16 protein-coding genes, 1 pseudogene, 1 riboswitch and 1 other annotated feature are annotated in these 21,491 nt (G+C 40.9%); of the genes and pseudogenes, 4 read left to right on the top strand and 13 right to left on the bottom strand.

Translation table 11 applies throughout. The annotated features are described in order from the left end of the window. Positions 1-75: riboswitch (purine riboswitch) on the bottom strand. This riboswitch is flagged as partial in the annotation. 101 nt (positions 76-176) lie between these two features. From ACWNM1_RS27850 to ACWNM1_RS27825, 6 genes are all read right to left on the bottom strand, one after another. Beyond that, a complete protein-coding gene (locus ACWNM1_RS27850) occupies positions 177-1,784 on the bottom strand; it encodes an S-layer homology domain-containing protein (protein ID WP_449603508.1) in 1,608 nt (535 codons plus the stop codon). 135 nt (positions 1,785-1,919) lie between these two features. Then, positions 1,920-3,521 carry a hypothetical protein gene (locus ACWNM1_RS27845; protein ID WP_449603507.1) on the bottom strand — a complete coding sequence of 534 codons (1,602 nt, stop codon included), beginning with the start codon at positions 3,519-3,521 and terminating at the stop codon, positions 1,920-1,922. Continuing rightward, positions 3,514-4,227, bottom strand: a complete 714-nt coding sequence (locus ACWNM1_RS27840; protein WP_042189353.1) for an ABC transporter ATP-binding protein — start codon at positions 4,225-4,227, stop codon at positions 3,514-3,516. The genes ACWNM1_RS27845 and ACWNM1_RS27840 overlap by 8 nt, the downstream gene beginning before the upstream one ends. 199 nt (positions 4,228-4,426) lie before the next feature. Further along, a complete protein-coding gene (locus ACWNM1_RS27835) occupies positions 4,427-5,206 on the bottom strand; it encodes a sporulation protein (protein WP_449603506.1) in 780 nt (259 codons plus the stop codon). A gap of 153 nt (positions 5,207-5,359) precedes the next feature. Beyond that, positions 5,360-7,099: an ABC transporter ATP-binding protein gene (locus ACWNM1_RS27830; protein WP_449603505.1), complete on the bottom strand. Its 1,740-nt coding sequence runs from the start codon at positions 7,097-7,099 to the stop codon at positions 5,360-5,362. Continuing rightward, on the bottom strand, positions 7,096-8,832 hold the full coding sequence (locus tag ACWNM1_RS27825; protein ID WP_449603509.1) for an ABC transporter ATP-binding protein: 1,737 nt from the start codon (positions 8,830-8,832) through the stop codon (positions 7,096-7,098). The genes ACWNM1_RS27830 and ACWNM1_RS27825 overlap by 4 nt, the downstream gene beginning before the upstream one ends. A gap of 150 nt (positions 8,833-8,982) precedes the next feature. On the opposite strand from ACWNM1_RS27825, the gene ACWNM1_RS27820 reads away from it, so the two are divergent. Further along, on the top strand, positions 8,983-9,852 hold the full coding sequence (locus tag ACWNM1_RS27820) for a LysR family transcriptional regulator (protein ID WP_449603504.1): 870 nt from the start codon (positions 8,983-8,985) through the stop codon (positions 9,850-9,852). A 9-nt stretch (positions 9,853-9,861) separates the two neighbouring features. Here the strand turns inward: ACWNM1_RS27820 and metG are convergent, their stop codons facing one another. Together metG and htpG are read right to left on the bottom strand one after the other, a co-directional pair. Then, positions 9,862-11,508, bottom strand: coding sequence for a methionine--tRNA ligase (gene metG, locus ACWNM1_RS27815; RefSeq protein WP_449603503.1), 1,647 nt, complete (start codon positions 11,506-11,508; stop codon positions 9,862-9,864). A gap of 44 nt (positions 11,509-11,552) precedes the next feature. Then, positions 11,553-11,814: a binding site (T-box leader), on the bottom strand. Positions 11,815-11,948: 134 nt separating this feature from the next. Further along, complete coding sequence (htpG, locus tag ACWNM1_RS27810; protein WP_076286274.1) at positions 11,949-13,829, bottom strand: molecular chaperone HtpG; 1,881 nt, start codon at positions 13,827-13,829, stop codon at positions 11,949-11,951. Between the two features lie 283 nt (positions 13,830-14,112). Here htpG and ACWNM1_RS27805 point away from each other — a divergent pair, with 283 nt between their 5' ends. Next, positions 14,113-14,523: a VOC family protein gene (locus ACWNM1_RS27805; RefSeq protein ID WP_449603502.1), complete on the top strand. Its 411-nt coding sequence runs from the start codon at positions 14,113-14,115 to the stop codon at positions 14,521-14,523. On the opposite strand, the gene ACWNM1_RS27800 is transcribed toward ACWNM1_RS27805, so the two are convergent. Further along, positions 14,506-15,381, bottom strand: coding sequence for a LysR family transcriptional regulator (locus ACWNM1_RS27800; protein WP_449603501.1), 876 nt, complete (start codon positions 15,379-15,381; stop codon positions 14,506-14,508). The two genes, ACWNM1_RS27805 and ACWNM1_RS27800, sit on opposite strands and share 18 nt — an antisense overlap. Before the next feature lie 121 nt (positions 15,382-15,502). Here ACWNM1_RS27800 and dapA point away from each other — a divergent pair, with 121 nt between their 5' ends. Then, positions 15,503-16,399, top strand: coding sequence for a 4-hydroxy-tetrahydrodipicolinate synthase (dapA, locus tag ACWNM1_RS27795; protein WP_449603500.1), 897 nt, complete (start codon positions 15,503-15,505; stop codon positions 16,397-16,399). Between the two features lie 893 nt (positions 16,400-17,292). Continuing rightward, positions 17,293-18,031: pseudogene (gene pyrH, locus ACWNM1_RS27790) on the top strand (UMP kinase). 563 nt (positions 18,032-18,594) lie between these two features. Here pyrH and ACWNM1_RS27785 read toward each other — a convergent pair. The 4 genes from ACWNM1_RS27785 to ACWNM1_RS27770 form a co-directional block, all read right to left on the bottom strand. Continuing rightward, a complete protein-coding gene (locus tag ACWNM1_RS27785; RefSeq protein ID WP_449603499.1) occupies positions 18,595-18,948 on the bottom strand; it encodes a hypothetical protein in 354 nt (117 codons plus the stop codon). A 334-nt stretch (positions 18,949-19,282) separates the two neighbouring features. Continuing rightward, positions 19,283-19,681, bottom strand: a complete 399-nt coding sequence (locus ACWNM1_RS27780; RefSeq protein WP_449603498.1) for an NUDIX domain-containing protein — start codon at positions 19,679-19,681, stop codon at positions 19,283-19,285. A 78-nt stretch (positions 19,682-19,759) separates the two neighbouring features. Further along, complete coding sequence (fabZ, locus tag ACWNM1_RS27775; protein WP_449603497.1) at positions 19,760-20,188, bottom strand: 3-hydroxyacyl-ACP dehydratase FabZ; 429 nt, start codon at positions 20,186-20,188, stop codon at positions 19,760-19,762. A gap of 226 nt (positions 20,189-20,414) precedes the next feature. Next, positions 20,415-20,948, bottom strand: coding sequence for a hypothetical protein (locus ACWNM1_RS27770; RefSeq protein WP_449603496.1), 534 nt, complete (start codon positions 20,946-20,948; stop codon positions 20,415-20,417). Positions 20,949-21,491: the final 543 nt, after the last annotated feature.

Here is a 21,491-nt window from a genome sequence, read left to right as displayed (position 1 = left end):
CAGGAATTTTGGTTCCTGGTAGAGACCTCCAAACCATATTATTGGAGTTATACGAAATTATATTAAATTCATTAACGTTTTAAGGATAATTAAAAAAGTTGAGATTGTCAACATAGTGCCTAACACCGATAAATCGTTTTGTTTATTGTTATCCATCTGCCATCCAGTCTTTCTTTTTAAAACGTATAATCGTAAAATTTCTCTGCATTACTTACGCTAGACCATATATCTGCGCTTTCCCCACCTATATACCAATAAGCGATTCCGGCTAGATTGTTCTTAACGCTTAAATTGTATTTTGCTATTAAAGAACGGCCATCCTCAATCCAGATCGTGTGCTTTATGGACTGCTTCGAATAGTTGGCAACATATTGTCCTAAAGTCTCATTCCATACGGGTTTCATTTCATAGCTGCTAATAATCTGATTTTGCTCGGGAAGCGAGATATACTTTGAAGATGAAACCGTACCATTCTGATTCAAAGTCCAGTCACGATTATATAAAGGCAGTGCCAATATAACCTTTTGGCTGGGTACAATCTTTAGTACAGTATCCACTGCATGTTGATCAAAAGGAATAGAAGCATTGGGCCCTGGAAGCTTACTCCCGTCATAATGTTCGTCATAACCCATCATCACCATATAGTTCACTTGCTTACCTAGTGCAGCATAGTCAAAAGCATCTGTCCAATCTGTTCCAAGATCAGGAGAGACGTCTATCGACACCGTCGCGTTAAGAGCATGCATTTTCTCAGCTAATAATGTAATGAACGAGGTCAAATACTCACGATCGTCAGGCGCTACATTTTCAAAATCAATGTTTAGTCCATCTATTCTATATTTGCTCACTAAAGCTACTAATTGATTTACTGCCGTATTCCTTGTGGTTACACTCGACAACATTTGATGGGTCGCTTCTTGATCCGATCGATTGCCTACCATCGCCCATATTTTCTTATTATTCTTCTTTGCCCATGTGATCAGCGAAGTATCCGTTGAATCCGTTACTGCACCTGTTTTTCCTACATAATACCACCGTGGTGATAAGGTGTTAACGTTGGATTTCAGAACCGTATTCTCATATTGTGCCGTCGTCTGCCCATACTGCCAGCCTATAACGATTCGCTCCTCCGGCTCATCATCAAGTTCTGCTGCCCAACTCTCATTTTGCAGCACTCGGTCAATGAGGACGGCCGTTTCCTGTCTAGTTATAGGATCAGAGGGTCGGAAATTCTTGCGATTATCCCCCTTCATTAAACCTAGATCATTTACAGTTGCAACAGCTGATCTTGCCCAGCTAGCAATCTTATTTCGATCATTGAACGAAGTTAGAGCAGAAGTATGGTTTGTTTGCTTTAAAGCTTTGGCCATCCATACAGCCGCTTCCTGCCTTGTAACTGCTTTTGCCGGCGCAAAAGTCGTTGCTGATGTGCCGTTAGCCAGCTCAAGCTGAACAGCTGCCTGTATCCAGCCGTAATACCAAGCTTTTTTAGCTACATCTGTATAAGGAGATACTGGACTGACTGCCGGATCAAGCTTTAGCAGACGGTCAAGAACCGTAATGAATTCCGCTCTAGTAATCGATTTAGTGGGTGAAAAGCTTGTCTCCGTTGTGCCAGTTAATATGTTCCGATGGTATAAATCTATGATTTCTTTTTTAGCGTAACTATTATTTATATCCTTAAAAGGTGCCCCATCATCAGCGGATATATGTTGAATAAATACTCCGGCCGCAAGCACAATAACGATTGTTATGACTGCAAATCTACCAAATCTATTGTTCACGAGATGATCCTCCTCGGATATAATCTTCGAATTATACCAAGGATAGAAGCTATAAACACTGCTAAAATATTGGTAGAGCGCAAAAAAAATAGGGCATCCCACTAGCCGTTACGACTTTTAGGATCCCCCTATGTTTTAAAGAGCCCGAAATAAAAGCTCCCCTTTGGACTGAATGTATCGATAAATCGTACCACATACCACTAATATCAATAATCCAATGCCTAACAATACGAGATTACCGTTCAGATCGGCTAGAAGAAGACTCAAACCGAAAGGGATCAGTAAACTTATAAACCCTATCAACATCGCTACTAAGACGGATGCGCTTTGTTTGACTACCGATACTTCATTTGTCCACTCCAGTTTAGGTAACTTCAAGTTAACTAGCACACCTATCATTGCAGTAAGACAAGCATAAAGGACCGGAATTACCAATAATAGCAAGCTTTCCACCCATCCCGTACCTAGGGATATCATAAGGAGCACACTACTTACAACTGCAATCGGCACGGTAATCGTAAGATTCACTGCGATTTTACTTAGCAATATCGTTAATGTCGGCACAGGTGCGCTTTTTAAGATCCAAATATTATTACCTTCGAGCGAAATAGAACTGGATGTCGTACAGCTTAAAGTTACAAAAACGGAAACAAACAGTGGAGCCAGTCGATTCAGATAATTTGAAAGCTCTGGTATCTCAACGAGTTGTCCTAGTTGCTCTGCATTAACGAACAGTAAGGCGATCGCCAATACAAGTAACATTACCATGCCTATACTCGTGTTGAGTACATATATCGAAGAACTAAAATAGCGACGCAGCTCTTTTTTATACAATGTATAAAGCGGTGAGGAAACTGCAAGTGATTTCATTTGATATTTATTTTTTGAAAAAGAAGTCGTAAGACCTGTGTGGATCGCTTTATATTTGCTACCAAGCACGATGGTAAACAGCATAAAAGAAATCAGCGAAAACCCAATAAACAATACTAAGGAATCAAACTGAAACGAGCAAACCGCATTTACATACATAAGCGTCAAAGGATACAAGTTGTATATTTGATCAGCAATTTGAGCACTCATATCCGCAAGTAATTGTGGATTGTTACCATTTATTTGACCTGAACCAACAATTATAGCAATAATTACAACAAAAGTTAGGATGAGCGTTATTATACGACTTCCTTTAAACCTTGAGGAAATCCAGCTGATCAGAGCACCTATAATCGTTGCAGCTATGATCGGCACTAATGGAATAAATAACAGTGTCATCAAAAAATACAAATAATATAGTACGCCGGGATTCACCTTTATAGCATAAACAATGCCTGCAGGTACCATCACCATCAAAGAGAAGAATAGGTTTAACACATAAAGCTGAGCCACCCGGCTTGCTACAATATGACTCGTTTTGATTGGCAGCGACATTACGAGATCGTAGTCTTTGGAGCCAAATAATACACCACTAGCCTTATAGATCGTTGTAAAAAATCCGATTAAGCAAGTAACTGCCATCATTATCGCAAGCAGCAGCTCTGACCGGCCAATTTGTTCAAGGGTCTCTGCTATCATATAGCTATAACCAAATGAAACAACAGCCATCATAACAATTCCAATTAGGATCCCGATGGTCAGCCACAGCATTTTTCGTCTTTCTTTCACATCACGTGTGTGCAAAGCTTTATTTAACCCAAAGGAAGAGATCAGCTGAATCTTCGTCAATCTCCAGATATTAATCATGCTTAATCAACTCCAAAAATACATCTTCAAGGCTGCTGTCACCCTTCACCTCTTCTGTTTTCCCATGCGTAATCAATTCTCCCGCTTTGATGATGGCAATCTTATTACAGAGCTTCTCCGCTACATCCAGTACATGCGTTGAAAAAAAGATCGCACTGCCCTGACTGCAAATCTCCGTCATGATTTTTTTAAGCGTGTGTGCCGCTTTTGGATCAAGTCCCACAAAGGGCTCATCCAGAACTAACAGCTTCGGTTTATGTATTAGTGCTGAGATGATCGCGAGCTTCTGCTTCATACCATGAGAATACGAGGAGATTAAATCCCCCAAATGAGATGTAATCTCAAATTCATCGCCATATTTCTTAATCAACAACTCCCGATCTGCTTTCGATACACTAAAAAGATCACCAATAAAATTCAAGTACTGAATGCCGGTCAGATGATCGTATAGATCTGGATTATCTGGAATATACGCAGTGATCGCTTTGCAGGCTAAAGGATCTTTTTTGATGGAATGTCCACCTATTTCGATATCCCCCTCTTCAAAATCAAGAACACCTACTACTGCCCGAATTGTCGTTGTTTTCCCCGCGCCGTTATGACCGATAAAGCCATAAATATCGCCTTTCTCGACCACTAAGTTCAAGTCATTCACTGCCTTCTTACCGCCCTTATAGCTCTTGGTAAAATGCTTAATCGTCAACATCTTGGGCACTCCCTCTCCATTCGTATTCGTATTAGTAACTTTCATCATGCAATCAATGCCTACCGTTTCATACGTTGTTAGGATAGTTTTACTATAGTACGTTTATCCTGTCCATTTAGTTCATTACTTCATATAAATAAATTTTTCCTTATAAAAACGAAAAAAGAGTGGGGTTTTCCCCTCTCTTTTATAATCCTGTTTATACGTATTTATGGATCGTTGCGAGCAGTTGATCAGCTACATAGTCAACTCCGTAAGCAAGTTGAGTGTGATCAAAGCGTATTTTCACAAAGCTCTCATCTGTATCAAGCGCATCGGCGAACAAACCAGCTAAACCACGTGCCTTGCGATCGATCTGTAGGAGCAACTCAATGCCATCGTCATTTGGAAAGAAAACGATTTCTAATTCGTCTAGTTGATTCCGGAACTGTGAGGGGGGAACGAATTCAAATTCTTGAACAAAATCTAACTCATTGATCCTGCCGTAACGTGGTGCATATTCACAAGTCACTTCACGAATATGGAACCCGAGCTGATTCATCGCATCCAAAATAATAGCACAATATGGATGAGGGCCTACTTGAAGATAATCCTGATCCTTCGGATCAATTGCCTCTTTAATATCAAGTCCGGTTTGAATCCAAACCGGCGATCTACCTAACGTCACTGGCGTTATCGCCGGAAGCTGGAATGAGACGGGAAATTCATAGACCTGCTCCGCCACTACTTTGAATTTACTTGCTAACAGGAATTTGGATACCGTCGCTTCCACTTCCATCTTCTTATCGTTCAGCTCTTTCAAGTAACGTGTCTTAACGAATGCGTAGACGTCATCGACCTCCTGATCCACTCGGCCACCTTGAATTCGAACGGTACCACTGATCGTATCACCTGCGTTCACGAAATCTTGATGGAGCATGAGATCTACTTTAGCCGCTCCAATTCCGGCACTCGCGAGCATTCGTTTAAACATTGACATTGTAATGAATTCCCTCCCTAATATTTGCATATTTAAGGATACGAAGTGAACCACCTGAGGTTTCATTTACGGGACAGTAAATGCCATGCTACCGACAAAAAAGAAGCATCCTCACCCAAAATAGGGTCGAACACTTCTTTTTCTTCACAAAGTCTAGGCTGAGGCGAACTGACTGTTATATAATCTGGCGTAATATCCACCGCTGGCTAGGAGTTGATCATGCGTACCACTCTCCACAATGTCTCCATCCTTCATGAAAAGAATGAGATCCGACTCTCGAATCGTTGACAATCGGTGGGCAATCACAAAGCTGGTCCGACCAGCGATCATAGTCAGAAAAGCTTTCTGAATCCGTACCTCCGTTAATGTATCAATACTGCTTGTAGCCTCGTCTAAGATGAGCATAGGCGGATCTACAAGCATTACTCGTGCAATGGTAAGTAGCTGCTTTTGTCCTTGGGAGAGATTGTCCCCTGAGCCACTGATCTTCGTATCATACCCTTCAGGCAGACGTTTAATGAAGCTATGAGCATTAGCAGCTTTAGCAGCAGCGATGATTTCCTCCTCTGTAGCACCAGGTTTTCCGTAAGCAATATTATCTCTGATCGTGCCCCCAAAAAGCCAAGTATCCTGCAGCACCATCCCAAAATTACGTCGCAGACTGTCACGGGTAATGCTCTTAATATCCACACCATCAATCTTGATGGACCCACGGTCCACATCGTAGAAACGCATGAGCAGGTTTACCAACGTCGTCTTCCCTGCTCCAGTCTGACCTACAATCGCAACTCGGGTACCGGGCTTCACTTCTAGACTGAAATCATTAATCAAGGGACGTTCTGGATTATAAGCAAAGGATACTTTTTCGAAGGTAATGGTTCCTTGACTTGTACTCATGATTAAGGCGTCCTTAGAATCAGCGGGTTCTGGTGTTAGATCGAGAATGGCGAAGATCCGCTGTGCAGAGGCAGTTGCCGATTGAAGCTGTGTAATTACACCTGTTATTTCATTAAACGGCTTAGCGAACAAGTTGGAGAAGATCAAGAAACTGGACAGATCCCCTACCGTGAAATGACCCCGAATTACCATAACACTACCGATCATAGCTATAACTGAGAACGTAACGTTATTTACTAGCCGCGTTGTCGGATTGGATAAGGAGCCATAAAATTGTGACTTCACACCGGTCTGATATAACGTCTCGTTTTGTTCTTCAAACTGAGACATTGCACGTTCTTCATAATGATAAGCGGTGACTACTTTTTGCCCGCCGATCATTTCCTCCACATAGCCATTGAGACCACCGAGAATCTTCGCCTGCTCTTTAAACATCTTTTGAGATCGCATTGTAATAAATCTGGCCACAAAAAAGGTGGCGGGTGCTGACAGAAGAACTACTACGGTCATCAGAGGACTGATGTACAACATAAGCACAATTGCCCCAACAATGGTGATGATCCCTGTAAGCAGTGTGGAGAAACCTTGCAGCAGTCCATCAGAGACGGCATCCATATCGTTAACAAACCGGCTAATACTGTCTCCTTGCGGGTGGTTGTCGTGAAATTTTAAAGGCAAAACATTTAATTTATCAAAAAGCTCCCGCCGTAAGTCATATACAGTCCGGTAGGCGATTCGATTCGTCAGATAGGTAAGGAGCCATCCAAAAAAGCTGCCGACAATATATACCGCTGCCAGAATCAAAAGCAGTCTAAGTACGGCGTCAAAATCCACCTCTCCCGGTCCGATCATAAAATCAATGGCTTTACCGATAAGTAGTGGTCCGATTAGACTGGCGATCACACTGAGTAACGCGCATATAACTGCCCCAATAGCAATTTTTCTATAATGTCCTGTATATACAATTAGTCTTTTCCAAATGTTGTTTTTGTTCATTGGCCCGACTCCTCACTCGATAGCTGAGACAGGCAGATTTCTTTGTACACTTCACAACCACGCATCAGCTCCTCATGGGTTCCGACACCGGCGATCCGCCCTTCCTCAAATACCATAATTTTATCCGCTTGCCTTACAGTGCTCACCCTCTGCGAGACAACGAGTACGGTCATTTGCTGGCTGCTCTCTTTGAGCGCTTTACGTAGAGCCGCATCTGTAGCGAAATCCAGCGCACTGGAGGAGTCATCCAGAATTAGAATCGACGGCTTACCTACCACTGCACGAGCTATAGTCAAGCGCTGCTTTTGCCCCCCGGATAAATTAAGTCCGCCACGTGATACCTGCGTATTCAATCCTTCTGGCAATTTACGAATAAACTCTTCCGCCTGAGCAACAGAGGCTGCTTGCATGATTTCTTCCTCGTTTGCGTCTTCCTTACCCCAACGAATATTCTCAGCGATTGTTCCTGTAAACAACACTGCTTTTTGCGGCACAATCCCTATTTTCCCACGAAGCTGATGCAGCTTATAATCTCCCACATTCACTCCATCCACTTTAACTTCACCTTGCACTGCATCATAAAACCGTGGAATTAAGTTCACAAAAGTAGATTTACCAGAACCCGTACTGCCAATCAGCCCCACAGTTTCTCCGCGGTTAATGACTACCGATATATCCTCTAATGCCAATTCTCCTGTTGTATTATAACCAAACGATACATGATCGAATGATATGGCAGGAGCGGTATGATCAGGTTCAGTCTTCACGACATTCCCTTCCTCGGACACGGATGATTTGACACTCAGCACTTCATTCACACGATTGGCAGAGGATGAGGCTTTTGTAAAAATAATGACCAAGTTGGAGACCACAATAAGCGCCAATAAGATCTGAGTGACGTAATTGATAAAGGCAATGATCTCACCTTGAGACAATCGCCCTCCATCAATGTGAATTCCACCTACCCATAAAATAGCTATGATCGCCGCGTTTACTACAAGTGTCGTCATAGGTCCAAGTAAAGCGGAAATCCGCGAGACCCGGATCGCTGTAGTAGTTAAATCCTCAGATGAGGCATCAAAGCGTTCTTTTTCCGTACGTCTCTTCGCAAAAGCACGAATGACTCGAATCCCAGACAAATTCTCACTAAGAACGAGCGCAAGGGCATCCAGCTTCTGCTGGTATTTTCGATACAAAGGTGCACTTCGAGTGATGATAAAATACAAAATAACACCAAAAATCGGCGTTGCCGCTATTAAAATCAGCGATAATCTGAAATCCAAAATCATGGACATTATGATAGCCCCAATGCAGATAAACGGCGCACGAATAACCAGGCGAATCAGCATAGCCACTGCAATCTGCAGCTGGTTTACGTCATTGGTAATCCGGTTAATTAGCGTAGGCGTACCGAACGTATCCAGCTCAGCGTACGATAAAGATGTAATATGTTTGAACAGTTTATTACGAAGTGTCGTGCCGAATCCCTGAGATGCTCGTGCTGCATAGTATTGGCACACCATGGAGCAACCGAAACCAAGCAGTGACATCAGAACCATTAGGCCACCCATACGGTAAACATAGGCGCTGTCATGATTACCGACCCCATTGTTGATGATCAATGCGACAATGGTAGGCAAAATCAGCTCCAGAATCGCTTCCATCAGCTTGAAGATTGGACCGATGATCGCTTCTTTTTTGTACGGCTTTAAATATACTGCAATTTTGAACAAATTCATCCACACCCAACCTAAGAAGTATTTAACCACTTGAAATATGTATAAGAACAGTTATGATTATGGCATATCTACTCACATATTAATAATATTGGATTCGTATCGCTCCCATACGATTAACATATCTCAAGTTCGGAGGATTCTTTTATGGATATAAGACAACTTAAATATTTTATGGCGATAGCTGAGGAAGGACAGATTACATCCGCGGCCAGAAAGCTGCAAATGGCCCAGCCACCGCTCAGTCAGCAGCTTAAGTCGCTTGAGGAAGAACTAGGCGTCAAGCTTGTAGATCGAGGTCCTCGCAGTGTGCAGCTTACCGAAGCAGGAGCTATTTTGCGTGACCGGGCTCAACAAATTCTGGAGCTGGCTGATTCCACTGCCCGTGAGCTCAATGATTTTGTCAAAGGCTTAAAAGGAACACTAGCCATTGGCACAGTGTCTTCCTCAGGAGCGACCCTGCTCCAAGATCGACTATGTGAGTTCCACAAAACGTATCAAGGCGTTAAATTTGAAATCCATGAAGGGAATACCTTCAGAATCATCGACCTTTTGAACAAAGGTATTGTCGAGATTGGTATTGTCCGGACACCCTTTAATGCTACAAATTTAGAATGTCTTTACACACAGGCTGAGCCTATGATTGCCGTAATGACGCCAGAGTATGACTGGAAAACAGATGAAAACTTCGTTGAGATCGGTGAGTTAAAAGATAAGCCGCTCATTATCTACCGCCGTTTTGAGCAGCTTATCCGGGAAACCTGTCTTGAGAATGGTTTTGATCCGCTGATTTTCTGTATGAATGATGATGCGCGAACAACACTACTCTGGGCAAATGCTGGTCTCGGCATCGGAATTATCCCCAAATCCGCTTTCGAATTAACGAGTAACCGTAATTTGATCTATAAAGAAATCAGTAGTGAGTCGCTTCGCACGCGGGTCGCCGCCGTCTGGATCAAAGATAAATACTTATCGTCACTAGCTTCCAAGTTTATTGAAAGCTTTAAGAATGGTTAAGAATCTTCGCTATTTATTCACTTGTTGTTGAACTAGTCTATCCTCCTCTTCTTTAATACGACTAATATCAATTCGTTCAAATAACAATTGTAAATCAGTTACCTGTTGATAAGGGGGAACAGAGCAGGGCTGCCATTTCGGTAGTTCAAGCGATAAGAACCCCCTGATCTTCTCACAAGAAAAGGGTAGAAACGGATGCAGCAAATTCGCCAAATTAGCGATAATCTGCACACAAGTAAATATTGAATTATTACAAGCATCCCGATCCTCTTTTACATGAATCCAAGGCTTTTGCCAATCAAAATACTGATTTGCCTTACGTACGTAAGAGAAAATATACTCCAGCGCATCCTTCAAATCTCCCGCTTCAATTAGGCGCCCTGACTCCAGATACAAGAGGTCAATGTTGTCGCTCCACCCCTTATCTAACTTTCCACTTGGCACGATCCCTTCATAAAACTTCTCTACAAAAGCCAATGTGCGATTTACAAAGTTACCAAATGCTCCAAGCAGCTCGCCATTATGACTATAAATAAACTCTCTCCAGGAAAAATCCGTATCCCGCTTCTCAGGCCCGTTGGCAATTAAGAAATAACGAATTGAGTCAGGATGATACCGCTCTAGAATATCAGGTACCCAGACTGCCCAATTACGGCTAGTGGAGAACTTCTGCCCTTCAAGGGTTAAATATTCGCTGGATATAATCCGATCCGGTAAATGTAGTTCTCTTGCTCCTAATAAGACGGCTGGCCATATCAGGGTGTGAAAAGGAATATTGTCTTTCCCATGCACATAATAAGCGGTAATCTCCCCTTTTTCCTCTAACCAAAAATCCTCCCAGCTTCCTCCGGACTGTGCAGCCCACTGCTTACTGGCTGATAAATAACCACTTACCGCCTCAATCCAAACATAAATCTTTTTATCTTCAAATCCAGCCACAGGAACATCTACACCCCAAGACAAGTCTCTTGTTACCGCGCGGTCCTGCAGCTCTTCTTGTAAATAACGTTTGGTCAGTTTTATAGCGTTTTCTCTCCAGTGTACTGCTTCTTCTACATAATCCGTTAATTCAGATTGAAATTTAGATAAGCTAAGATAAAAATGTTCTGTCGGTCGTTCTGTCGGTGTATTCCCACATAATTTACAAATTCTGTCCAATAAATCGGCAGGGTCTAGAATCGTAGAACAATAATCGCATTGATCTCCACGCGCCTGCTGTCCACATACTGGACAAGTCCCTTCCACATATCTGTCTGGCAAAAATCGCTGATCCACCTCACAGTAACATTGCGCAATGGTTTTTTTGTATAAATGACCATTCTCTAGCAGCTTCGCAAACAACTCTTGCACGACCTTATGATGCTGCTGTTGATCCGTTCGAGTATATAGATCATAACTAAATCCCAACTGTTCAAAACACTTCAGAAACTCTTCGTGGTACCGACTTGCAAAAGCTTCAGGTGTGATCCCTTCATTAGTGGCCTGAACCGCTACAGGTGTGCCATGACAATCGCTGCCTGACACATATAAAACGTTATCCCCCTTGCTGCGAAAATAGCGTGCCAGCACATCCCCAGGCAACACACTTGATAATCTTCCAAGATGTAAAGATCCATTCGCATACGGCCAAGCTCCACCTATAAACACATTACTCATTAACCTTCTCCTCCTTTTTTTAGACAACAAAAAAACTCCCATCCACAAAGGACGAGAGTTCTACTCACGTGTTACCACCTAATTTTATAAATGCCTCATGACATTTACCTCTTCAGGTACGACGTTAATAAACGTTTATACCCTAGCACTGTAACGGATGCAGGTTCCGGCGCAGCCTACAACCCAAAAGGTTTCGATGCGCAGCTCTGAGACCATATTCCCAAGGTTTTTCTTTACTCCTTTTCAGCGACCGGAGCTCTCTGTAGAAAGAATTGCCGTGGTACTCTTTCTCTTCTTTGCCTTTGAATATTCAAGTTACTGGAAATAATACTTAATTTATCGAATAAAGTCAATACATAAGCTCAAGAACAATAAATTCGCCATAGTTTATATAAAAAAGACCACCCAATCGTACAATTGGATGGTCCCCATACTTTAAATTATTTCATGATTTTGCAAATATCATTGGTGAATTGAACAGGATCACTAACTTGCAAACCTTCGATCAGCAGAGCTTGGTTGTATAGCAGGTTCGTGTATAAACCGAGCTTCTCTTTATCGTTCTCAGCTGCCGCTTTCAAAGACTGGAAGACTTCGTGATGGATGTTGATTTCGAGTACCTTATCCGCTTGAACCTCTTGCCCATTCGGCATCGATTTCAGGATTTTTTCCATCTCGATTGTCAGTTCACCTTCAGCAGAGAGGCATACCGGATGAGTCTTCAAACGTTTGGAAGCTTTAACATTCTTCACTTTGCCGGACAAGATGTCCTTCATCGCTTCAAAAAGCTCCTTGTTTTCGTTCTCTTCCGCTTCCGTTGGCTTGTCCGCTTCGTCTGCTTCGATACCCAGATCACCACTGGATACGGATTTAAATTCTTTTTCTTTATAAGACATGATCATCTTGATCGCAAATTCATCAATATCATCAGTGAAGTAGAGAATTTCATACCCTTTATCCGATACGAGCTCGGTTTGTGGGAGCTTTTCGATTCTGTCGATCGACTCTCCGGATGCATAGTAGATGTACTTCTGATCTTCTGGCATTCTTGACACATATTCGTCCAGTGTTACCAGCTTCTTCTCCTTGGAGGAGTAGAACATCAGCAAATCTTGAAGTGTATCTTTGTGCATTCCATAATCGTTATACACACCAAACTTAAGCTGTCTGCCAAAAGCGTTATAGAACTGCTCGTATTTCTCTCTTTCATCCTTCAGCAAGCTTTGCAGTTGACTCTTCACTTTATTCTTAATGTTCTTAGCGATCAGAGTCAGCTGACGGTCATGCTGGAGCATTTCTCTGGAGATGTTTAGCGAAAGATCCTCTGAATCTACCATACCTTTTACAAAGCTAAAATAGTCAGGCAGCAGATCCGCACATTTGTTCATGATCAATACACCATTGGAATAGAGCTCAAGACCTTTTTCATATTCCTTTGTGTAATAATCAAATGGTGTGTTTTCTGGAATAAACAAGATCGCATTATACACTACAGCACCATCGGCACTGATATGAATATGTTTAAGCGGCTTGTCAAAGCCGTAACGTTTCTCTGCATAGAAGTTATCGTAATCTTCTGTAGTCAACTCGTTTTTGTTCTTCCGCCAGATTGGCACCATACTGTTCACGGTTTGTTCTTGAACAACTTCCTCGAACTCGTTCTCTGTGCCTTCTTTTGGCTTCTGCTCCTTCACGTCCATTTTAATTGGGAAACGAATGAAGTCAGAATATTTTTTAATGATGGATTTCAGGCGATACTCTTCCAAATATTCATCGTATTGATCTTCTTCGGTATTCTCTTTAATCTTCAAAATCACTTCAGTACCTACAGAATCCTTCTCGACAGGCTCGATAGTATAGCCATCAGCGCCCTTAGACTCCCATTTAAAGGCCTCGTCGCTACCAAGCGCCTTACTGATCACAATTACGTCATCTGCTACCATAAACGCAGCATAGAAGCCAACACCGAACTGTCCGATGATATTGTGACCATCTTTGGCTTCGTTCTCTTTCTTAAATGCAAGGGATCCGCTCTTCGCAATTGTTCCTAAGTTATTCTCCAGCTCTTCTTGCGTCATCCCGATACCTGTATCGGAGATCGTCAAAGTTCTGTTCGCCTTATCGGCAGTCACTTTAATATAATAATCTTCTTTATTGAAGACCAGGCTTTCATCAGCTAATGCTTTGTAATAGATCTTATCAATTGCATCACTTGCATTGGAAATCAACTCGCGCAGAAAAATTTCCCGTTGTGTATAAATGGAGTTAATCATCATTTCCAGCAATCTTTTCGATTCGGCTTTAAACTCTTTTTTGGCCATGAATAAGTAAATCTCCTTTCAAAATAACATCTTGTCCAACACTTCGTGATTAGCACTCTTGTTAGATGAGTGCTAATTCTTCTTTTTATATAACATAAACTGATCTTGAATGTCAATATTTACAGCGAGTTTCTTTAAAGAATGTTATCTTTTGCATACAAATTGAAGATTTTATTGATTACTAATGACCCACTTGCGCGTAGGCTGATTCTATGTTTTAAATAGACTAGATGCATAAATTCCAAATAAAGGGTTATCATTATCAAACCTAGGAGGAATTCGAATGAATAAACAAGCGCAGTCCATTGTAAATTCTTCAGCAACAAGTCCAATTAAGAATTTGATTGGCAGTGTATTTATCCCCGTACACGATATTGAAAAAGCCCGTAGCTGGTATTGCCAAGTCCTAGGACTCCATGAAGCAGATCATCCGATTATGAACGGTCATTTATGCCCGTTAACTATGCAAGGAAGCACTGGGATCATTCTGGACACCATGCCCATGTGGGGAGGTTTAGAGCCTGAAGGGGCTCCTCCAATTACAACACCTGCTCTTATGCTTATAACCGATGATTTGCAAGCCTCTTTCAACTATATGAAGGAGCTCGGTGTAGAGATAGTAACCGAAATTCAAGATCAACAATGGTTTGTGTTGAAAGACCCTGATGGGAATAAACTAATGATTTGCAAGTAACATTTGCGTTAGAAATTGTAATGGCTGAGACTTCCACTTCTTAGGATGCATCAGAAGCTGCAGATCAAAATGAATTTCTTGATGTGCGAATGGCAGCTCAGCCAAGTTCCCCCGCTCAATTTCTTCCTCTGCAACAATTTTAGGTAATAATGCAATCCCTAAACCATTCATAACACATCGTTTGATCGCTTCTAGATTCGAAAGCTCAAAACCAATGCGGAATATAATCCCGTGCTCTTTTAACAAATTCTCGAACAGACTCCGGTAAATACAGCTCTCTTCAGAAACAATTAATTCGCAGTTATTTAGATCCTGTAGCGTTACTGTATCCATCTGGGCAAGGGGATGGTTAATGGGAGCTATCAACACGAGTGGTTCATCTCTAATGATCGTACGATTAAGTAAAGAATCCGTAGTGGTACGATCGAGCATCAAACCGATGTCTACTTCCCCATCTTTTATTTTGGCTAAGAGGTTAGCTTCCTGCATCGTTTGTAGATGGATATCAAGTTTCGGAAATTTCGTCCTCAACTGCTGTAAGTAGGGTGGCAAGTAGAAAGCAGCTAATGAATCAATCGTACCAATCGTTAGCGTACCTCCAATTTGCTGGGCGATGGTTTCTTTAGAACGATCATACAGATCCAAAATCTCCACGAATAGCTTCAACAACTCTTCTCCAGGCGGGGTAAGACGCAGCTGTCGACCATGCCTTTCTATCAATGGCACTCCGTATTCCTTCTCTATTTTCTGTATTTGCATCGTAACGCTCGACTGCGCGTAACCTAGCTCTTCAGCAGCCCGTGTAAAGCTCTGACGTTTAGCTACCTCGCGGAATGTTCGTAAATAGGTTAAATCCATAACCTCACCCTAACATCAATATTTTTGATGATACACATCATTTATTATAGCTAACGACGATGCAACATTCCATGGTAAAGTGTATGTAGAGGAATTAAAATATTTTGGAGGCCGATAATTTATGCTTACAGAACAACAGATTTATGGAATTTATGTCCCCGTGGTCACCCCGTTCAATGCTGCTGGTGAAGTCGATCTGGATTCGTATCAGCGTTATGTAAAGAACATTATTAACAACAGCATACAAGGTCTGGTCGTTAATGGAACCACCGGTGAATCGCCAACTGTAACCGTAAATGAAATGCAGCTTCTAGTAAACACTTCTCGTGAGCTTTTACAATCTACATCTATCCCCTTAGTAGTCGGCACAGGAACCAATGACACAGCTTCTACGGTAGCACGTACAGAGATCGCAGCTAACCTTGGTGCAGATTGCGCACTAGTTGTCGTCCCTTATTATAGTCGTCCATCGCAAGAGGGCATCATTGCCCATTTCCGCAAAGCAGCAGAAGTAGGTATTCCGATCATGGCTTATGACATTCCAAGTCGTACTGGTACTGCTATGACTCTAGATACTGCACGCACAATCCTAGAAATTAATAATGTTGTCGGATTAAAAGACTGCTCAGGTAGCACTAAAATGGTTACTGAACTAGTTCGTACAGGTAGCAAACCTGTGCTTGGTGGCGACGATTCACTTTTTTATGAAATGCTTAGCTCCGGGGCAGCTGGCGGTATGCTTGCTACTGCGAACGTTTATCCAGCAGAATGTATCCGTATATACGAAACCTTCAAATCGGGTCAATTCGACTTATCCAAAGAAAACTTTGAACAACTACTGCCGATCATCCGTCTCTTGTTCAAGGAATCGAATCCCGCTCCAATCAAATGGATGCTTAGCCAGAATGGCCTGATCCATTCGGATACGCTTCGCCTCCCAATGACTTCCATCAGCACAGCGCTTCAGCAAGAGCTTAGTTCTTATGTTCAGGACAATGCAATTGAAGCGACTGCATAAGAGAAAAGATAACAGCCGTTATACAGTGAGGAACTGTTCAGCGGCTGTTTTTTTGTAAATCTAAATTCTCTGTAACTAATGTTCTGATATTATCTATTCTTTAAATATTCATCAGCAATCTTTCTGCAATTATCTCGCGGGTCATATTCATTCTCGATTTCATATTGTATAAACATATCCTCCACCTCAACGCTTCATCCCCCCTCTTCATCATAAGTTCACTAATACGCCCTTCAGAGACATCTCCTGCCATATTTCCAAATGCGATGGCTAGATAATCAGGATAGTTTTTCCTGCCGAACACATCACTTAAATCTTCTTGTTCGGTGAAAATAAAGTATTAGACTTGAGTTGTTGATTTAACGGGGGTTTTGAATTGGAGATTACTCAGTTTTTTAAAAATTGGTTTTAGACTGATTCATTAAAAGAAGCAGCGGCAGAACAAGACTTGATAAATAAAATCTTAGACTGCCGCTGTTATTGAACTAACGTGTCCCGTTAACTTAATGATGACCTGTCATCTATGGTACGGTTCACCGTAAATTAGCCTATATCAGATCAGAATTGTTGGTTGATTTTGTGTATGGTGTCCTAAATATGAGTCGTTTCAAAATGTTTATCTATGTTTACGACACACAGTATAGTTCGCAAAATGCAGAGTCACCAAAAGTATACTTTTTGACATGCTTAATAAAGGCGGAAGTTTACGGTAATTGCAAATTATCTTCACGTAATGTAAAATTACTTGATGGAAAAAACATGGAAGTAGTGGGAGTATGAGGTGGAAACGGAAGACTTACATTCAGTCGACTTTCGTAATTTCATATTTCCATTCCATTAGGACACTAAAGCATTTATTGCTTTAGTGTTTTTATTTTATGGGGGTGTAATAATTGTCAAGGTACAAAAGGGTTCTCGTTAAGCTAAGTGGTGGAGCAGTAGCGGGAAACTCTGAATTTGGTTTTGAGCCAGAAAGGTTAGACCATATTGCGGATGAAATTATGTCAGTAGTAAACTTAGGCGTTGAAGTATCGTTAGTTATAGGTGGGGGTAACATTTTCAGAGGTAATATGGCGGAAAGCTGGGGGATAGAAAGGGCAGAAGCTGATAACATTGGAACGCTTGCGACTGTAGTAAATAGTTTAATGCTTCGTGGAGTTCTTAAAGCCAAGACCAAAAAGGAAGTACGAGTAATGACGGCAATACCTATTACATCAGTTGCAGAACCATACATCCGTCTAAGAGCAATCCACCATCTAGAAAAAGGCTATATTGTAATTTTTGCAGGGGGGGAACGGTCAACCTTACGTTACAACAGACTATCCTTCAGTACAAAGGGCCATCGAGGTTAATTGTGACGCTTTATTAGTTGCAAAGCAAGGTGTTGATGGTGTTCTTAATGCAGACCCTAAATTTGATAAAGATGCAAGGAAATTTCGTTCGCTTCATTACAACGACGTTTTAAAACACAACTTAAAGGTAATGGACCAATCAGCTTTCATTTTAGCAAGAGACTACAATCTGCCAATGCATGTGTTTAACTTCGATAAACCAGGCTCGATGAAAGACATTTGTGAAGGTAAGAATAACGGTACGATAATTAGTGGCGAAACAGTTTTAGAGTTGGAATGAAATATGTTAGAAATACTACTCTCCCTTGATTTAGCGGAACGATAGTTCCATAAAAGAAAAGTTATAAACACAAACCCACTCTGCCAAAGGAGTGGGTTTGTGTTTATACTGATATGTATATCTTGTGGTCAAAAGATACTTTGTGCTTTGATTCATTACGGTGATCCGTATCATAAATATAAGGCGTTGTTGCGCTAAACTGCCTGTTAGTTCAATACAAAGATCCCATGAACACTATATAAACTCCTATTTCTAGTTAAAATTAATCAAATTTACGATTTCGATTTGGTTTGTTTCAATAGCTCCGTCCAAAGGGCTTCCATTATAAGATGATACTTTTCCTTTAAAATTTTACGTTACTTCAACAAACGAAAAAGGAGCTGTAGCATGGCAAGCTCCTCAACTATAGTGTCCCGTTAGTTCAGTAACAGACAGTCTGAAGAAAGCAGTAAAGAGAGGAATTTCTCCCCTACTTGATTCAATGAGTAATTGGTGCATTTTCGATTTGCCTCGCACATGCACTTACATAAGATCCCTACATTACTCTGTTGGGAATATGAATACTATTCTTCTGGCATTTGCCAACCCGTTTCCTCATCCCAAATGGCATCCGTATCATCTAGATGCACATGCCAATCCCCATTAGAAATACTTCTTCTAATATCCGTCAAACAGGTCAACCAATAAAACAGCGCATGCAATGTATCTTCAAAATCATCTGAAAAGGGCAGCTTTGTTGAACCTGCAAAGATCACTGTTGGTTCATCCTGCTCATAGTCATAAACACAAAATGTTTCTCCAATATCATTCATTTCAAAACCCGCATTGTATTTATCAATGATGGCCGTTATCTCTTGCTCCTCACTGTTGGTAAGGTTATGGTTTCTCATACAAGTGTAATAAACAGAAATCCCCATGCTACATTTCTCCTTTTTATAGTTTTAACAACGATCACTCAAGAACTTACGTTCTTATTATTGTGCCATATTAATCCATTGTAAGTAAATATTCATTGCATTAAACTGCCCTTTAGTTGAGTAACAGTTTTCTTAGGTGCATTTCATCTTTACTCAATATTACAGAAATCGCCATAACTCACTTAAAATCATAAATAAAACCTCCCATAAGAGCTAATAAATCTAGTTTTTCTTCTTATGGAAGGTTTTAATCTATTTAACTAGCGTGTCCCGTTAGCGTAATGAACTACACCATTTAAGTACTGCTTGGTCAACATCATCAATATAGCCAACATCATCGATTAAAATTCCAAAATATAATTTTATCAGTTTCGTCATTTTCTCTAAACGGGGCTATGTAATCCAGCTCAGCATAATAAATCGGGTTATATTTTATTGTCCCATCTGGTTTCCTAACTTTCAGTAGACCTATAAAATCCATATCTTGAACAATCTGCGCTGTTTCCTCTAAAAGCTCCCGAATAGCGCATTCTTTAGCTGTTTCACTGTCATCTCTTCCTCCAGCAGGTCCTTCCCACTGTTTTCTCAATGCATTAAAACAAAGAAGATACTTACCGTCGAATCTAACCACTGCGTATGAACCTACCAACAATGCATAATGTATTAGCTCATGTTCATTCAATGGAATGCACTCTAAAAACTCGTAGCCATTTTTATTAATAACAGTTGTCAATTCAATCCCTCCTTCACCTAAATTAGTACCATAAATTTGAAGGTGTCTATTGATCATAACTGCCCGTTACCTTAAAACCTAAATCGAACTGAATGCAAACATTATTTCAGATTCACATACCAATTCATTATTTACCGTGGCGACTCCCTTTCCTTTGACGATTTGTCCCTTGATTCGAATTACCTCAAATACAAGAAGAAGTTGGTCTCCTGGTTTTACTTGTCGTTTGAAACGACAACTATCAATACCAGTCAGTAAGCCTATTTTATGATTGTTGCTCTCAACGTTGGACATAGCGATTCCACCGACCTGTGCCAGTGCTTCTACAATTAAGACACCAGGCATTACAGGATAGTCAGGGAAATGACCTAGAAAATAAGGTTCATTAATTGTTACATTTTTAATTCCAACAGCTCTCTTCCCCTCATTAATTTCCAATATTCTATCGACCAAGAGAAATGGATTTCGATGAGGAATAATCTCTTTAATTCTTTCAATATCAAACATGGATTTGCCTCCCTAATCGGTTTATTGCCATTTTATCTCCTATTGGTTAAACCGACCAGAAAATAAATCAACAATACCCTTGTTAAACTATCCTGCCCGTTAGTTGAACAAATAAAAAACGGCTGCCGAAGCAACCGCTATTCCACTAACGTTCTCCGTTAGCTTAATGGCATCTTATTATGCCGGTGTGCCTTCCTGAATTACGTCCAATATTGCTCTTCAATCTTCAGATCCTTATGTGTCTCTTATCTACGTACTCATTCTCACTAATTATTTCTATTTCATTAGAATCAAAAAAACTAAGCAATCTCAATCCTTCATTTAACAATTCATCTTTATATTGTCGGGAAAACTCTGACCTTTTAACTGGGTCTGCAAGTTGATCATCGTAATCAAATACAATATATTTAAGGGCTATCATCCTAAAAAAGGAATATCCATTACAATACTCCCTGTAAATGTGTGAACAAGAACTAATGAATTCCTCCTCAATATAAACAAATCGATTTAATAGATCTCTGATCTTAAACTCTTCAACTGACCTATAATTAAGAATTTTTGTAAGTTGCCCTTCTAATTCATCCATCACATATTTAGAATTATAATTTAGATTAATCAATCTAAAATAGACATCTTTACCTAATGATTCTTCAAGTATCTCTTCTTTGTCATAAAGCCACTGTTCAAATTCCTTTGTTGAAAGTTTATTCCTCAAGACTAAGTGAAACCATTCTATAATTTCTTCATTGATCGGATCCATGATTTCAATCCTTTCCTTGCACCGCGGTTTCATATAACGCCTTATTTACGAACTTCGTGAATTTTCTTATGTATGAAGTATTTCTCGAAATGCTTACGCTCGCCTGCCCGTTAGCTTAACGAAAAGCTGCCTAGCGACAGCCTCTCTCAGTGTTGAACTATAGTTTCCCGTTAGCCATACATGCAGCGCAAGCGCCGCACCACAGATGATGAAAATGGGTAAAATCAGTCAATACTGCTTCTACGGCTGGCGAAGAAGGTCGATGAGCTATTGTGCCTTAGAGCCCATCCGTTAGTCTGACTCCAACGACCCCGGTGCATCACAGATTGTCGCTCCCTTTCGGGAAGCACTCATGGGAGATTAATCCTACTCTGGTTTTTGCACTTGCCTAGTCTTTAGTGATTGTAGAACGAAGTTTGTTGTTTTTCTGTCTGCCTACTTTATTTAAGTACACATAAGGCTCAGCCTTTTTTTAAAAGTGTTTTTCTGGGTCTTCTTTCTTATGTTCTTTTACTAGTTTTGAGCTATTTTAATTTTCATGGG

The organism is Paenibacillus sp. Marseille-Q9583, from assembly GCF_976954365.1.
Note: the sequence above shows the minus strand (reverse complement) of the source record. Positions and strands in the feature narration are given on the sequence as shown.

What these genes read in the sequence shown, in the direction of transcription:
- ACWNM1_RS27845 (WP_449603507.1), bottom strand. Translation starts at nt 3,521, where the DNA reads ATGATTAATATCTGGAGATTGACGAAGATTCAGCTGATCTCTTCCTTT.
- ACWNM1_RS27840 (WP_042189353.1), bottom strand. Translation starts at nt 4,227, where the DNA reads ATGTTGACGATTAAGCATTTTACCAAGAGCTATAAGGGCGGTAAGAAG.
- ACWNM1_RS27835 (WP_449603506.1), bottom strand. Translation starts at nt 5,206, where the DNA reads ATGTCAATGTTTAAACGAATGCTCGCGAGTGCCGGAATTGGAGCGGCT.
- ACWNM1_RS27830 (WP_449603505.1), bottom strand. Translation starts at nt 7,099, where the DNA reads ATGAACAAAAACAACATTTGGAAAAGACTAATTGTATATACAGGACAT.
- ACWNM1_RS27820 (WP_449603504.1), top strand. Translation starts at nt 8,983, where the DNA reads ATGGATATAAGACAACTTAAATATTTTATGGCGATAGCTGAGGAAGGA.
- metG (WP_449603503.1), bottom strand. Translation starts at nt 11,508, where the DNA reads ATGAGTAATGTGTTTATAGGTGGAGCTTGGCCGTATGCGAATGGATCT.
- htpG (WP_076286274.1), bottom strand. Translation starts at nt 13,829, where the DNA reads ATGGCCAAAAAAGAGTTTAAAGCCGAATCGAAAAGATTGCTGGAAATG.
- ACWNM1_RS27805 (WP_449603502.1), top strand. Translation starts at nt 14,113, where the DNA reads ATGAATAAACAAGCGCAGTCCATTGTAAATTCTTCAGCAACAAGTCCA.
- ACWNM1_RS27800 (WP_449603501.1), bottom strand. Translation starts at nt 15,381, where the DNA reads ATGGATTTAACCTATTTACGAACATTCCGCGAGGTAGCTAAACGTCAG.
- dapA (WP_449603500.1), top strand. Translation starts at nt 15,503, where the DNA reads ATGCTTACAGAACAACAGATTTATGGAATTTATGTCCCCGTGGTCACC.
- ACWNM1_RS27785 (WP_449603499.1), bottom strand. Translation starts at nt 18,948, where the DNA reads ATGGGGATTTCTGTTTATTACACTTGTATGAGAAACCATAACCTTACC.
- fabZ (WP_449603497.1), bottom strand. Translation starts at nt 20,188, where the DNA reads ATGTTTGATATTGAAAGAATTAAAGAGATTATTCCTCATCGAAATCCA.
- ACWNM1_RS27770 (WP_449603496.1), bottom strand. Translation starts at nt 20,948, where the DNA reads ATGGATCCGATCAATGAAGAAATTATAGAATGGTTTCACTTAGTCTTG.